Raw genomic sequence first — 14,518 nt, 5'->3', positions numbered from 1 at the left:
AAGCAACCAATATTTAGCGTGAAATAGCCCTTATATCTGCATTCTGCAGTATAAGCCAAAAAATATACAAAAAGTAATAAACTATATACAAAAATTTAAAATGACGTTATTCTATCTAAAAATTATACTAGAAGTCCGAAATTTACAAAGTTGAATGCTGGCAGTTATACAAGGATAATAATTATATTAAGTAAACAAATAAAAATTTAGGAGGTAGCAAATGAAAAAACAAAGTTCAAAGCTAATTTCTTTGATTCTGGCAATTTTTATGCTGATTACAGCTTTCTCAGGATGCGGCAGCAATACATCAGCTGATACCGGTAATACTGCAAAAGCTTCAGCAGCTGAAGCAAGCGGAGCACAAGAAGAACAAGAGCCTGTTACTTTACAATACTGGTATCAGGGTACTGATAAGGCAACGCAAGTCGAAATGGAAGAGTATGTAAAAGCCTTTGAAGAAAAGAATCCGGGAATTAAAGTAGAAGCAACCGGTATGTCCCCGGTAATATCGGAGCAGGAAACCAAACTTAATGCTGCGGTATTAAGCGGAACATATCCGGATGTAATACATATAGTACTTGCGGAGGTTGGTACGCGTGGTTCATTAAATGATTTTGAACCCCTGGATTCATATATTGAAAAATGGGCCGACAAGGATGATATATTTGAAAGTGCATATGAAATGGGAAAATATGCGGGAAAGCAGGTAGCCATTGGTTGTGCTCCAAATCCCAACATATTTGTTTATAGAAAGGACTTATTCAGGGAAGCGGGATTGGATCCTGAAAAGCCTCCTAAAACATGGAAGGAACTTGAAGCAGTAGTAGATAAATTAACCAAAAAAGATAATAAGGGTAATGTAATCCAGGCAGGCTTTGATTTGCCTTCGGTAGATTCATCTTTGGTTTTTACCGAGCCGTTTATGCGTTCAAATGGTTCAATGATAATAGATGAGCAAAATCTAAAACCGTCCTTTACCGATAAGGGGGCAATCGAGGCTCTCCAGTTCCTTGGCGACCTGGCTGCAAAGAAGGATTATATAGCTCATGATCAACAAAAGGGTGATGAGAAACCTTTTATGAATAAAAAGAGTGCTATAGGAAATATAGGTGTTAATCAGGTTGCTCAATTTAAGGAAAATAATCCTGATCTTGCTGACCAATTGGGGTATTTAACCATGTTCAGCAACGATGATAAGCCTGCGGTTGGCTTCTGCGGATATCAGCTGTATGCAATGGGTGAAACATCCGGCCATAAGGAGGAAGCGTGGAAATTAATGCAGTATATGCTTTCTAAAGAGATTATCCAGGACAGATCGGTCAAAAAATTATTCCCGCCAATAAGAAAATCTCTGGAAGAGGATTACATTCAAAAGGATCCCGCACTTAATTCAGTTGTCATGGAATATGTTAAGAATGGTAAGGGTAAAGCTACAGTGCCATGGATAAGCGTATACAACAAATATGTTTCAAATTCCTATGAAGTAGTTATTAATCAGAAAGGCTCGGCTGAAAAGGCATTGAAGGATGCTGAAATCGCATTGCTTAAGGAGATTTCAAAATAACATCCAGGTATATAAATTACGGACGGGCAGACAATGTACCGTCCGTAATTTATATAAATCTGACATAAGTCATATCTTATATGAAATGGAGAGCTAAAATGTCCAAAAAAAACATTTCTGCATTAAATTACGATAAATGCGGATATTTATTCATAACACCTTTTTATATATTCTTTTTCTTCTTTGTTTTCACACCGATTGCAATTAATATAGCTTTAAGCTTTACAAATTTCAATTTAAAAAGCATCAATTTTGTTGGTTTCTATAATTACGTAAAGTTATTAAGCGATAGTTTGTTTTTTATATCAATAAAAAATACTTTCATATATGTATTATTTACTGTGTTTTTTACAATGGCTTTGGGACTTGTGTTTGCTATAGCGCTTACTAATACCGCAATAAAGGGAATCAAGTTCTTCCGGTCCTTATACTATTTGCCATATGTTACTTCCATGGTATCCATATCAATGGTTTGGTTATGGTTATATGAACCATCCTCAGGCCTGTTCAATAAAATAATAAGTCTTATGGGACAGGAACCAAAAAAATGGCTTTATGATTCCACATATGCACTTGGCGCTATTATTGTAATGGGTATCTGGAAGGGTATGGGATATTATATGACTTTATATATAGCAGGTCTAAATAATATACCGGGATATCTGTATGAAGCAGCAAGGGTTGATGGGGCAAACGGATTCCGGCGTTTTTTGCACATAACTATGCCTATGCTTAAACCTGTTACTTTTTTTATTTTGATTACCGGCACAATTAATGCATTCAATGTATTTGAACAGGTTAATGTAATGACCTCAGGAGGTCCGATGAACTCAACAACAACAATTGTGCATCAGATATACACAAGGGCTTTCACCGAGTATCAGATGGGCTACGGAGCCGCTCAGGCCGTGGTGTTATTGTTAGTAATTCTTGTGTTTACACTTATTAATTTTAAGTATGGAAATCAGGGTCAGGATCTGGACATTGGATAAGGGGGTGTAATATGAAATCATCAATTGGGATGAAAAGCTATCAAAAGTCTTTGTACTATTTCTTACTTGTTTTTTTTGCAATAATAATCATTGTCCCATTTTTTATAATGGTAATGACATCTTTAAAGACCAGCTCTGAAATCCAATCAGGAGTTTTTTCGCTATTTCCTCATGAATGGAGATTTGACAATTATAAACTTGCTTTAGAGAGCACAACATGGGGAAGATTTTTCTTTAACACGGCATATGTTACATGTTTATCGGTATTGATCAGTTTAGTAATAAATTCAATGGCTGGCTATGCATTTTCAAGACTTATTTTTAAGGGCAGGGATTTCTTGTTTGTCCTGGCCCTGGTGGGTATGATGATACCAACACAGGTTACAATGCTGCCGAATTTCGTACTGATGAGATATATACCTTTGGCAGGCGGAAACAATATATTGGGTCAGGGGGGCACCGGTCTGATAAATACTTATGCAGGAATGATCGCTCCATATATTGCAGGTGCCTTCGGTGTATTCCTGTTCAGGCAATTTTTCATGAATTTCCCAAAATCATTGGATGATGCTGCTAAAATAGACGGTTTAAGTAAATGGGGGACCTTTACCCGTATATATATACCTTTAAGCAAACCGGTTTTTGCAACTCTAATAGTATTAAAAACTACTACAACCTGGAATGAATATACCTGGCCGTTAATCATCACTTCAAGTAAAAAGATGTGGACCGTACAACTTGCTTTATCAGTTTTTAAGGATGAGTTTATAACTCAATGGAATCTTTTAATGGCATCAACTACGTTGATAATGCTTCCATTGATAATTCTATATTTATTGATGCAAAAGTACTTCATTGAAGGCATAGTAACTACCGGAATAAAAGGTTAAACAGTGGTCTTAAAAAAAAGGAGAAGACAATGCGAACTATAATGATTTTGCTGGACAGCCTTAACAGGCATCATTTAAAAATTTATAATCCCGGCTCAGATGCATATACACCCAACATTGACAGATTTGCAGCCGACAGCGTAGTTTTCGATAATCATTTTATAGGATCAGCACCATGTATGCCTGCCAGACGTGATATATTTACCGGCAGACTTGGATTTCTGGAAAGAAACTGGGGGCCCATCGAACCTTTTGATATAACCCTGCCGGCCTGCCTGAGAGAAAATGGTTTTTATACACATATAATCACCGACCATACCCATTATTTTGAAATAGGCGGAGAGAACTACACATATTTGTTCAACACCTGGGATTATCACAGAGGACAGGAATTTGACGCATGGGTATCCAGATTGAAGCAGCCGGAAATTGACAGGGAAAGTTACGGTAAAAAATCTTCACAATATTTGTTAAACAGGCAAAGGTTTACAACAGATGCCGAATACCCTTCTCCCAGGACATTCAGAGCAGCCTGTGAATGGGTGAGGGAAAATAAGGGAGGAGACAATTTCTTCCTGCTTGTAGAGGCCTTTGATCCGCATGAGCCATTCGACTGTCCGCAGGAATTTCATGACATTTATAACGAGCACTATGATGGGAAAGAATTCAACTGGTCCACTTATGCCTCGGTAACTGAACCGGAAGATGCCGTCAAGAGATTGAACACTTGTTATAAATCAACACTTTCAATGACGGATAAGTGGTTTGGCAAATTTATTGAGACTTTAAAACAAAATAGTATGTATGAGGATACATTAATTATTTTTACTACTGATCACGGTCATATGTTGGGTGAACATAATTTCACAGGAAAGAACTTTATGCATGCCTACAATGAAATGGCACATATACCATTATTTATGCGCTTACCCGGGGGAGTCTGCTCAGGCAGCAGAGTTTCGGCACTTACACAGAATATTGATATTATGCCTACAGTTTTGAAATATCACAAGTGTGAAGTGCCCGAGACGGTAAAGGGATATTCGCTGCTTGATGTAATAGGAAATAGTGTTAAAGGCCGTGAAGGTTTGATTTACGGCTGGTTTGGAAGAGCTGTAAATATTTTTGACGGCAAATATACCTATTTTAGAGCACCAAAGGACGGTGAGAATAAACCGTTATATAATTACTGTGGAATTCCTACGACAATTTGGAGGTATTATGGTAATGAGTATGCTGACAGCATTGAAATGGGCAGATTTTTACCCTATACCAATTATCCGGTATATAGAATTCCTCCAAAGAACAATGAGGATATATATGGTGATATCAAGTATGTTTTAAAAAATGAACTTTATGACATCGAAGACGATTACTCTCAACAGCATCCCATTTCAGATGAAAATTTGGAAAGCCTGCTCTGCAAAAAACTTATAAGCTGCATGGAAAACGCAGAATGTCCTTTAGAACAATTTGAACGGCTTGGCCTTAAGCAAGAATAATTTTTTTTGAAAGGAGCTGACTGAAGTAAATTAAAACTACATATTTCATAATGAATATTCTGACAAGCTTTGTTGAGTAAACAGATAAGGGACTAAGTTAAAGCAGATGCAGCCTTTACTTGGTCTCTTTTTGCTGATTGACAAGGTTTTATTGTTTGACTATTGACATTGAATGGAAATATATTTTATAATCAAAAAGGATATAATTTTAATATGAGAAGAAAGGAGTTGTTGTTGTATGTCATTAAAATTAATTGTTGGGGTGGCTCTTTGCTAACTGAATAATGGCACGGTGCAGAGGAGTTTTTTATATACTTTGTTCCGGTGCGGCTTCTTTCGAGCAACTGTATGGTGGATGCAATTAAATACGACAGTAATGAACAGCTTGTAAATAATTTATTTATTTAGCCGTTTTATTATTGAGTAGTTGTCGGCACGCATTAGTAGCGTGTTTTTTTATTGTCCGGGAAAGTATGAATTTTTCAATCATATCCGCAGGTGGTCGCTATCTGCGGATTTTTTTATGTCCATTTTTCAGTTTGGGACACTAAAATATCAAGAAATTTGCTCGTGACGCCAGTATTTAAATTTTTGTTTACGTGGATACCACGTAGAATGGAGGGTAACGATGAATAAAAAGAAAACTACTTTTGATTATATGAAGGAAATACGGAGAAACTGGGTTATAAATCCCAGAACAAGAGTTCAGGAAAACAGCCTGAAGAATAAAAAGAAACGCAGACAGGACGAAAAAAAATTTATGAAGGATGATTACTGATGAATATAAAAGATTATGGATGGAATGATTTTTTTGAAACCCAATGGAAAGAAACGGCGGAGAGGATTATGTTCCCGGGACGTATCATTGCTGATTTCGGGCAGCAGCTGAAGGTTATGACCGATTCAGGTGAACTTACGGTCGGCAGACCGTTGCAGAAAGAGGGAAACAGCCTTCAACTGGCTGTGGGGGATTGGGTCGGTCTTGAAACGGTACAGGGGGCAGATACTTTGGTTAGATTTGTTCTCACGAGAAAAACCAAGTTTTCGAGAGCAGCAGCCGGAATTGAAGTTAAGGAACAGATTGTTGCAGCAAATGCCGATACCGTTTTTATAATACAGTCGCTTAACAGGGATTTTAACATGAAAAGGCTGGAAAGGTATATGATTGCTGCCTGGGACAGCGGTGCTGTGCCTGTGGTGGTGCTGACAAAGGCCGACTGCTGCGGGGATACGGCTGATAAGCTGGGTATGGTATACGGCACAGCTCCCGGTGTTGAGGTTCACGCCATAAGTTCTGTGACGGGACAGGGTATCGAGGATATAAGGAAATACCTGCTGCCCGGCAAAACAGTGGCGTTATTGGGATCGTCGGGAGTGGGCAAGTCTACACTGGTAAACACCCTGGCCGGAGAGGAAATTCTTAAGACGCAGTCAATACGTGAGGACGACAGCAGGGGCAGACATACCACCACCCACAGGGAACTTGTACTTTTGCCGGGAGGAGGGCTGATCCTGGATACTCCCGGAATGAGAACACTTTCCCTGTGGGATTCCGACACCGGTATGGACATTATGTTTAGAGACATTGAGGAACTTGTTCTGAAATGCCGCTTTCACGACTGCAAACACCGGGATGAGCCGGGTTGTGCAGTAAGGGAGGCACTGGAGACCGAAAAACTTGAGAAGAAAAGATGGGATAGCTGGCTGAAACTGCAGAAGGAAATTGCTTTTATGGAATCAAAGAAGGACGGAAAGCAGAGACTTCAGGAGAAGCAGTGGGGGCGCCAGCTGTCAAAGTACCAGAAGAATTTTGCAAAAGGGAAGTTTTAGGGTACTGAATTAGGAGGATGCGTATGGATATCAAAATCAGAAGTGAAAAAAGTTCAGATTATACAGGTGTTGCAAATGTCACCTACGAGGCTTTTTTAGGGTGGCACCCCGACAACCAGTATGTATCGGAACCTGTGCTTGTAGACCTGCTCAGGCATGGTTCGGGGTATAATCCCGAACTATCGCTTGTTGCCGAGATGGATGGAAAAATTGCCGGTCACGCATTGTTTTCACCCTATAAATTTATTGTACAGGGGAATGAGACAAAGGGAGCAGTGCTGGCTCCCATATCGGTACATCCCGATTATCAGAGAATGGGCATAGGTAAAAAACTCATTGAGGAGGGCCATAACAGGCTGAAACAATTGGGGCATACCTTTTCATTGTTATGCGGACATGACAGTTACTATCCGCGTTTCGGCTACAAGACCCGAATGTTTTCGGAAAAAGGGTCAAAAGTCAGTATAAATGCTGGACAATTTAATTGCGATTCCTACAGTTTAAGGCCGGTTTCCACCAGGGACCTTCCATGGATAATTGAAAAGTGGCATCAGTGCCACAGGTCCGACCGTCTTGCACTCTTTCCGGGTGAAAATATCAGTGAATGGCATAATCACGGCATTGGAGCACGTTGTTCGGTAGTTGTCAGGGAAAAACAGAGCATTGGATTTGTGAGATATGACAACAGCAGTTTTTGTATAAAGGAACTTCTGGCGGAGGATGAAGATGTATTTGATATATTGACTTACTTTGCTCATAAAAAGTACGGTAAACCAGGAGGGGATTTACATACTACCATTTCCTGTGAATATCTGCATACCTTGAGTAAAGGAAATAGAAACATAAAAATTACTGACCAGAATGCAGCATACACGGCATTTATGATCAAGGTTCTTATAAACGGAACCTTGATGGAAGATTACTGTGCAAAGGTGGAAAGCGGTGCTTTGAAACCGGGGCTGATTGTGTTTCCGCCTATGTTTGACATTGAGGACGGGAGGGTGGAATAATTGCAAATATATAAAGAAACTCTTGATATCATAAACAGATATTCTAAAAAGCCGGAACCCTTTGAGCCGGGGGAAAAGACCTTCTGGGATGATCCCCATATATCCCGGAGTATGCTGGAGGCCCATCTCAGCCAAAACCATGATGCTGCCAGCAGAAAAGTTGAGACCATAGACCGGACTATAGATAACCTGTTTAAAGCAGGTGCCCTCAAACCCGGAATGAGGCTGTTGGATCTTGGTTGCGGTCCCGGTCTATATGCCCAAAGGCTGGCTATGGCAGGTATGGAGGTTGTGGGAGTGGATATTTCAGAACATTCAATTGGATATGCACGAGCCGCAGCTGAAGAGTTAAACCTGCCTGTCGAATATCACTGTGTGAATTTCTTTGATTTGGAATTTCAAAATGAATTTGATGCCGTAATTCAGGTTTACGGTGAGCTTAATACTTTTCCGGAGGCATTACTGGTACAGTTGCTTGCGGCAGTAAAAAAAGCACTGAAGAAGGATGGCGTCTTTATCTTCGATGTTTCGACCCGGAAACTCAGAACTCAGAACAAAATTCAGAACAATTGGTATTATAGTGATCAGGGCTTCTGGAGGCCGGGCCGGCATCTGGTGCTTGAAATGTGCTTTGATTACCCTGACAGGGACTTGTGGCTGAATCAGTACATAATTATTGATGAAAGTGGCTGCAAGGTGTACAGAAACTGGTTTCATGACTATTCATTGGAAGCTGTGAAGGAATTATTAAGTAAGGCCGGGTTTAAGTTGAAGACTGTATGGAACGATCTCACCGGCAGTGTGTATACCGGGGATGGAGAATGGATAGCCGTTATTGCTCAAAAAAATTCATGACACAATGAGAAATAAAATCAGAAGCAAAAAACACCTGGTTTTGGGGCTGTCTCAAAGCAGGGCAATTGTATTATAATATAAATCAGCGGAGCAAATATTGCAGCAAAAATACTTTAAAGACGAGGTAAGCCGATGAGAATAGGTACTGTGGGAACCGGAGCCATTGTAGAGGATTTTTTAACAGGAATGGAACAGGTGGATAATGTTGAATGTACGGCTGTTTTTTCAAGGAGGGAGGAAACGGCCCGGGCATTGGCGGATAAATTCAATGTAAAGAGATATTACACAGATTATGATGAATTACTTAGTGACGGTGATATTGATTTTATTTATATAGCATCTCCGAACAGCCTTCATTTCAAGCAGGCATTGAAGGCCCTGCAGAAGGGAAAGCATGTAATATGTGAAAAGCCGTTTACATCTACGGTTCAGGAAGTAAAAACCTTGACTGACCTGGCGAGGGAAAAGGAATTGTTTTTATTTGAGGCGGTTACAACCATACATTTCCCAAACTATAAGAAGGTGAAAGAACATATTGGAGCAATAGGAGATTTGAAGCTGGTTCAATGCAACTATTCCCAGTATTCCAGCAGATATGACAAATTTCTGCTGGGTGAAGTAACAAATATTTTCAGCCCGGAGTTTTCGGGAGGGGCTCTGACGGATATTAACATTTATAATTTGCACTTTGCAATCGGTTTGTTCGGAAGGCCGAAGGAGGTAAAATATTCTGCCAACCTTGCAGGTAACGGCATTGATACCTCGGGTATCGCCCTTCTTAAATATGATGATTTCATATGTGAGTGCACCGGGGCGAAGGACAGCAATAGTCCCAGTTTTGCAATTATCCAGGGGACAAAGGGGTATATAAGGGTAAATGGTCCGGTTAACAGTTGTACATCATTTGAGGTTGGAAGGGGTGGCAGCGTTGAAACGTATAATTATCACACAAACTCCGATAGATTTGTTTATGAAATAAAGGAGTTTGCGGACATATATGAAAACAGGGACTATAAAAGATGTTACGGCTTGTTCGACCACTCTGTGGCAGTCATTGAAACGGCTGTAAAAGCCAGAAAAGATGCGGGAGTGGTCTTTGCTGCCGATAAAGCGCAGACATGATATAATAGTATTTTAGCGGATAAACAGGCTGTTTGCCGTGTATTGCCTGTGAATAAACTGCAATCAGGAGGTAAGAATATGATTTTATCAGGCAAGGAAATACAGAACAGGCTGGGACGGGATATTTTTATTGAACCTTTCAACCCGGCTCAGCTGAATCCCAACAGTTACAATTTGAAGCTGCACAATGAACTGCTGGTATATGAGAATAAATATTTGGATATGAAGAAGGAAAACAAAGCGAAAAACCTTGTCATACCCGAGGAAGGTCTGGAACTGGAGCCCAACAGGCTTTATCTGGGCAGAACAAAAGAGTATACAAGGACCGAAAAATATGTGCCAATGCTGGAGGGCAGATCTTCAATCGGAAGGCTTGGACTGTTCATTCATGTGACGGCGGGGTTTGGAGATGTGGGCTTTTCAGGGTATTGGACCCTGGAGATATATTGCATCCAGCCTATCAGAGTTTATGCCGGTGTTGATATATGCCAGATTTACTATCATTCAATTGAAGGAGAATACGAAAAATACAGCAGCGGCAAATACCAGAACAATACCGGTATTCAGCCAAGCCTGTTATACAAGGACTTTAACAAATAGCACCTGATTTGAAAACTGATAATTATGGCAAAAGAGTAAAAAGAGCTTTACAGTACATAAAGGTTGTGCTATAATACACTGCGTATGTAATACGGATGGTCCTCTGCACAAGGTTGTACAGGATGCACGAACATCTAGGAGAGGAAGGAGGAATTTGAAAATGGATATATTGAAAGCAATTGAAAATGAACAGATAAGAACTGACCTTCCTAAATTGGAAATTGGTGATTTTATTAAGGTTCATGCAAAGATCAAAGAAGGAACCAGGGAAAGAATCCAGGTATTCGAAGGTACTGTCATAGCTTTGAAAGGTTCCGGCTTAAAGGAAACTTTTACTGTCAGAAGAGTATCCTACGGTGTTGGTGTTGAAAGAATTTTCCCGGTTAACTCACCAAGAATCGATCATATCGATGTAGTTAGAAAAGGTGTTGTTAGAAGAGCCAAACTTTACTATCTGCGTGACAGAGTAGGTAAGGCTGCCAAAGTTAAGGAAAAGCTTCAGACTAAATAAGTTATACGTGTTTGTATGAACACAGCGGAAAACCCAGGGGCATCATGTCTCTGGGTTTTTAGTCTGTTCCGGAAATGTGCGCGGGCATACCGCACTATTGCTTAAGTTGTTTTTTGATGTTAAATAAATGTAATTTGTATAATTTTGTGTTTTTATATATAATAGAAACGATTTGATATTTATTAAATAATAAAAGTCTACGAGGTGTTTTCCTATGGAGAATCAAAACTATGAGAATAATGAAGAAAAACTGGAAAAATTGAATACTGAAAATAAAGACAAGCAGTCTTCCGATATAAAACCAAAGAAAAAAAATTCTATAGGCAGAGAAATTTTTGAATGGGCCGTTGTTATTGTTGCAGCAGTATTGATATCCATGCTGATAAAGGCCTTCATTTTTTCGACCTACCAGGTAAATATGGTATCAATGGAAAATACCCTGTTTGAAGGACATAACGTCATAGTATACAAAACAGGATATTTTTTCAGTGAACCCAGCCGTGGCGATATAATAGTTTTTATGCATGAGGAAGGACAATTTAAAAGTATATTTAAATATCTGCCCATAAGAAATCCGGGTGAAGTGGATTATATAAAGAGAGTTATAGGACTGCCCGGTGATCAGATCGATATACATGATGGTTTTGTATATAGAAAAGCTGCCGGGGAAAGCGAATATAAAAAACTCGAAGAGCCCTATGTAAAAGGTATTACAGAATCCAAAGGCATGCAGCTGCCTTTTACTGTTCCTGAGAATAAGTTGTTTGTAATGGGTGATAATAGAGAACAAAGTCTGGATTCAAGATCCAGCGAGGTGGGCCCCATAGACGTGGATTCGGTTATAGGCCGGGCCGTACTGAGAATCTGGCCTTTGGCAAAATTCGGAGGACTCAAGTAGTCCTGATTAAAGCAGCAATTATTACACAAAGGAGAATTAGATGAATATACAGTGGTTTCCGGGACATATGGCTAAGACCAGAAGGCTTATTGCCGAAAATTTAAAGCTGGTCGACGTCATCATAGAACTGCTTGATGCCAGAATACCTTTCAGCAGCAGAAATCCCGAAATTAATACTTTGATAAATAACAAGCCCAGGCTTGTTGCTTTTAATAAATCCGATCTTGCAGACGAGCAGATATCCGGACAATGGGTAAAATGGTACGCGGAGCAGGGAATAAAATGCATTCTGATAAACTCAATAAGCGGAAAGGGTTTGAATGAAGTAAAAGCCCGTGCAAGAGAGCTCATGTCGGAAAAGATTGAAAGAGACAGGGCAAAGGGCAAGCTCTTTACTCCGGTAAGACTCATGGTAGTTGGTATTCCAAATGTGGGAAAATCTTCTTTTATAAACAGGATAGTGGGAAGGGCAACTGCCGTAACAGGGGACAGGCCCGGTGTCACAAGAGGAAAGCAGTGGATAAGGATCAATTCCGAAATAGAATTGCTGGACACTCCGGGTATATTGTGGCCAAAGTTTGAAGATCAGGAAGTTGGTATGAATCTAGCCTTTACAGGTGCCATAAAAGACGACATAATGGATATTGCCGAAGCTGCCATGGAATTGCTTGTCAGGCTCTCAAAAAACTATCCTGCCGAGCTTTGTACCAGATTCAAGCTTGAGCCCGGTATATTGAAAGATATTGAGCCTCTTGAGCTGCTGGAAACGGTTGCCAGGAAGAGGGGCTGTATTGTTTCGAAAGGACAGATCGACTATTCCAGGATAGCGGCTATAGTTCTTGATGAGTTCAGAGGCGGAAAAATCGGAAGGATAACCCTTGAAAAGCCGGGAGACAGGGAGGAAACCGGAACTGTTAAAGAAGTTGGCCCCGAAGTACAGACAGCTACCGACCTTTAAGCAGGGTAAAACAACCCCGGTGCAAACTATAAAAAATAACCCACAGGAATTGTTATCAATGCCTGTGGGTTTGCTTCCAACACATATATTTTAGCTCAAATAAAGGTATATTATTTTTTAATTTTAAAATTATCCACCTGTTTCTGCATTTCGGTCAATACCTTCTGCAGGCCGGCTTTCTTCATTTCACTGTTCATTTTGGAAAGAGTGGCAGTAGGATCGGTTTTTCCAAAGGACAGGTCAAACAGGTATTTATTCGTAATACTGTTTATTTTCCACATCTGCTCCTCTATGGGAGACGAATCGAATTCAAAGCCAATCAGAGGTGATACTACCGATGTTTTAAGTCTCTTATCCAGATTATTCCAGCGTTCAGGAGACCACCCGGACAGTGAGCTGGCTGTGGATTCATTTCCAAATAGCCATGCCATTGACGGATTGTAGCTGATTTCACCTTGCAGTAGCTGAGTGACGGTGTTTGTTCCGGTTCTCCTGTAATGTACTCCTTCTATTCCATAATTGATCATATCGGAAAGTGTTTTATCGGTATTGACCAATTCCAGAAGCACAAGTGCCCGTTCAGGATTTTCCGATTTGTAGGAAATTGCCTGCATTGCACCTCTTATTCCGCCGGTAGTGAGTGCGGAATTGCCAAGTTGGACGGGAATCATATCCAGCTTATTGTAGTTTATCATTTCTTCATGGGTATTGGCGGTGATTCCGGAATACATGGCAAAAATGTTATTCTTATTGGAATCAAAAAATTGGTTTCCCCGGGATGCGGACTTTGGGATATAACCTGCCTTATACCATTTGTTCATCAAGGAGAACAAATTCTTTGCATCGCCTGTCTCAAATTCATTTATTACTTTGGTAGTTTTTCCGTCTCGCAAGACTGCTCCGGGACAATAAGGCGTGAGCTTGTCATAATTTAAAAGATTTACGATTTCCGGTTGATTCCCGTATTTATCGGAAGGGTAAAATGCTATTAACTTCTTATCCTTTGACTTTACGGTTTTCAGAATAGGTTCAAGATCCTGTAATTTTTTTACTTTGGAGATATCTATCTTGTATTTTTTAACAAGGTCATTGTTCAGGAGAATGCCGTAGCAGTTCACGATGGAGGAGTTATAGACAGGTATGGCATATATGCGGCCATTGACTTCGGCGCCCTTTAAAATATTTTTGCCAAGCAGTGCTTTGGTTTTGGGAGCATAGGTGTCCAGCATATCGGTGATATCTTTATAAAACGAATCTGATGCAAGTTTTCTGTAGTCGCCGGTCCAATTTGAGGTGAAATTGATATCAAAAGGCATACCGGCCGCAATGACGGTTCTCAATTTCGTATCATACTCATTCCAGGGACAGGTAACCAGATCAAGATTCACATTGATTTTCCCCTCAAGATATTCGTTGATTGCCTTTTCAACCTGGGCCATATCCTTTTGATCGCCGCCGCCGGAAGGAAAAAACCAATTCAGCCTGACCTGTTCCAATTTCGGAGCATCCTTAAGTGCATCAGGTTCTGCGCTGACAGTTTGAAGATTGCCGAAATTAAAAGTCATAATAAACAGCAAACAAAGAATAATAACCGGTTTGCCATGAGAATTTTTCATTGATACTTTCATTTTATACCTCCGTTTTATATCCAGATAATAGAAATTATAACACATCCGATCTGCTGTTCCAATGACGAAATACAACCGGAGCCAATATATTGTGACACTAGCCAACACCTTAATTCTGTAGTAAAGTATAAATATTGATAAAATAAAGCAAAAATTCA

General features: G+C 40.0%; 14 protein-coding genes. 13 read left to right on the top strand and 1 reads right to left on the bottom strand.

What is annotated here, in order from left to right; all coding sequences use genetic code 11:
* Positions 1-220: 220 nt before the first annotated feature.
* The 13 genes from CTER_RS15845 to ylqF all read left to right on the top strand — a co-directional run bounded on the left by CTER_RS15845 (position 221) and on the right by ylqF (position 12,732).
* Positions 221-1,564, top strand: a complete 1,344-nt coding sequence (locus CTER_RS15845) for an ABC transporter substrate-binding protein (protein ID WP_004627094.1) — start codon at positions 221-223, stop codon at positions 1,562-1,564.
* Between the two features lie 98 nt (positions 1,565-1,662).
* Positions 1,663-2,556 (top strand): carbohydrate ABC transporter permease, encoded by an 894-nt coding sequence (locus CTER_RS15840; RefSeq protein WP_004627162.1) that lies wholly within the window; start codon positions 1,663-1,665, stop codon positions 2,554-2,556.
* A gap of 11 nt (positions 2,557-2,567) precedes the next feature.
* Entirely contained in the window at positions 2,568-3,446 is an 879-nt protein-coding gene (locus CTER_RS15835; RefSeq protein WP_004627155.1) for a carbohydrate ABC transporter permease, read from the top strand.
* A gap of 29 nt (positions 3,447-3,475) precedes the next feature.
* Entirely contained in the window at positions 3,476-4,948 is a 1,473-nt protein-coding gene (locus CTER_RS15830; protein WP_004627119.1) for a sulfatase, read from the top strand.
* A gap of 628 nt (positions 4,949-5,576) precedes the next feature.
* The gene (locus tag CTER_RS28340) at positions 5,577-5,726 is read left to right on the top strand and encodes a hypothetical protein (RefSeq protein ID WP_004627133.1); all 150 of its coding nucleotides are present in this window, start codon (positions 5,577-5,579) and stop codon (positions 5,724-5,726) included.
* Complete coding sequence (gene rsgA / locus CTER_RS15825) at positions 5,726-6,778, top strand: ribosome small subunit-dependent GTPase A (protein WP_004627044.1); 1,053 nt, start codon at positions 5,726-5,728, stop codon at positions 6,776-6,778. Before CTER_RS28340 ends, rsgA begins: the two co-directional genes overlap by 1 nt.
* Positions 6,779-6,801: 23 nt before the next feature.
* Positions 6,802-7,788, top strand: coding sequence for a GNAT family N-acetyltransferase (locus tag CTER_RS27055; protein WP_004627056.1), 987 nt, complete (start codon positions 6,802-6,804; stop codon positions 7,786-7,788).
* Positions 7,789-8,643 carry a class I SAM-dependent methyltransferase gene (locus CTER_RS15815; protein WP_004627067.1) on the top strand — a complete coding sequence of 285 codons (855 nt, stop codon included), beginning with the start codon at positions 7,789-7,791 and terminating at the stop codon, positions 8,641-8,643.
* Between the two features lie 132 nt (positions 8,644-8,775).
* Complete coding sequence (locus tag CTER_RS15810; protein ID WP_004627066.1) at positions 8,776-9,765, top strand: Gfo/Idh/MocA family protein; 990 nt, start codon at positions 8,776-8,778, stop codon at positions 9,763-9,765.
* A gap of 78 nt (positions 9,766-9,843) precedes the next feature.
* A complete protein-coding gene (gene dcd / locus CTER_RS15805; protein WP_004627172.1) occupies positions 9,844-10,365 on the top strand; it encodes a dCTP deaminase in 522 nt (173 codons plus the stop codon).
* Positions 10,366-10,525: 160 nt separating this feature from the next.
* Positions 10,526-10,876, top strand: a complete 351-nt coding sequence (gene rplS, locus CTER_RS15800) for a 50S ribosomal protein L19 (RefSeq protein ID WP_004627168.1) — start codon at positions 10,526-10,528, stop codon at positions 10,874-10,876.
* 214 nt (positions 10,877-11,090) lie between these two features.
* Complete coding sequence (gene lepB, locus CTER_RS15795) at positions 11,091-11,774, top strand: signal peptidase I (protein ID WP_004627169.1); 684 nt, start codon at positions 11,091-11,093, stop codon at positions 11,772-11,774.
* Between the two features lie 40 nt (positions 11,775-11,814).
* Positions 11,815-12,732, top strand: a complete 918-nt coding sequence (ylqF, locus tag CTER_RS15790; protein WP_004627125.1) for a ribosome biogenesis GTPase YlqF — start codon at positions 11,815-11,817, stop codon at positions 12,730-12,732.
* 110 nt (positions 12,733-12,842) lie between these two features.
* Here ylqF and CTER_RS15785 read toward each other — a convergent pair whose 3' ends face one another.
* On the bottom strand, positions 12,843-14,360 hold the full coding sequence (locus CTER_RS15785) for an ABC transporter substrate-binding protein (RefSeq protein ID WP_004627105.1): 1,518 nt from the start codon (positions 14,358-14,360) through the stop codon (positions 12,843-12,845).
* Positions 14,361-14,518: the final 158 nt, after the last annotated feature.

The sequence above is a fragment of the Ruminiclostridium cellobioparum subsp. termitidis CT1112 genome (assembly GCF_000350485.1).
GTDB lineage: Bacteria > Bacillota > Clostridia > Acetivibrionales > DSM-1351 > Ruminiclostridium > Ruminiclostridium termitidis.
This window is presented reverse-complemented; position numbering and strand designations above follow the sequence as displayed.

Excerpts from the sequence above, each read along its gene's own strand:
- CTER_RS15845 (WP_004627094.1), top strand. The coding sequence starts at position 221 with ATGAAAAAACAAAGTTCAAAGCTAATTTCTTTGATTCTGGCAATTTTT.
- CTER_RS15840 (WP_004627162.1), top strand. The coding sequence starts at position 1,663 with ATGTCCAAAAAAAACATTTCTGCATTAAATTACGATAAATGCGGATAT.
- CTER_RS15835 (WP_004627155.1), top strand. The coding sequence starts at position 2,568 with ATGAAATCATCAATTGGGATGAAAAGCTATCAAAAGTCTTTGTACTAT.
- CTER_RS15830 (WP_004627119.1), top strand. The coding sequence starts at position 3,476 with ATGCGAACTATAATGATTTTGCTGGACAGCCTTAACAGGCATCATTTA.
- CTER_RS28340 (WP_004627133.1), top strand. The coding sequence starts at position 5,577 with ATGAATAAAAAGAAAACTACTTTTGATTATATGAAGGAAATACGGAGA.
- rsgA (WP_004627044.1), top strand. The coding sequence starts at position 5,726 with ATGAATATAAAAGATTATGGATGGAATGATTTTTTTGAAACCCAATGG.
- CTER_RS27055 (WP_004627056.1), top strand. The coding sequence starts at position 6,802 with ATGGATATCAAAATCAGAAGTGAAAAAAGTTCAGATTATACAGGTGTT.
- CTER_RS15810 (WP_004627066.1), top strand. The coding sequence starts at position 8,776 with ATGAGAATAGGTACTGTGGGAACCGGAGCCATTGTAGAGGATTTTTTA.
- dcd (WP_004627172.1), top strand. The coding sequence starts at position 9,844 with ATGATTTTATCAGGCAAGGAAATACAGAACAGGCTGGGACGGGATATT.
- rplS (WP_004627168.1), top strand. The coding sequence starts at position 10,526 with ATGGATATATTGAAAGCAATTGAAAATGAACAGATAAGAACTGACCTT.
- lepB (WP_004627169.1), top strand. The coding sequence starts at position 11,091 with ATGGAGAATCAAAACTATGAGAATAATGAAGAAAAACTGGAAAAATTG.
- ylqF (WP_004627125.1), top strand. The coding sequence starts at position 11,815 with ATGAATATACAGTGGTTTCCGGGACATATGGCTAAGACCAGAAGGCTT.
- CTER_RS15785 (WP_004627105.1), bottom strand. The coding sequence starts at position 14,360 with ATGAAAGTATCAATGAAAAATTCTCATGGCAAACCGGTTATTATTCTT.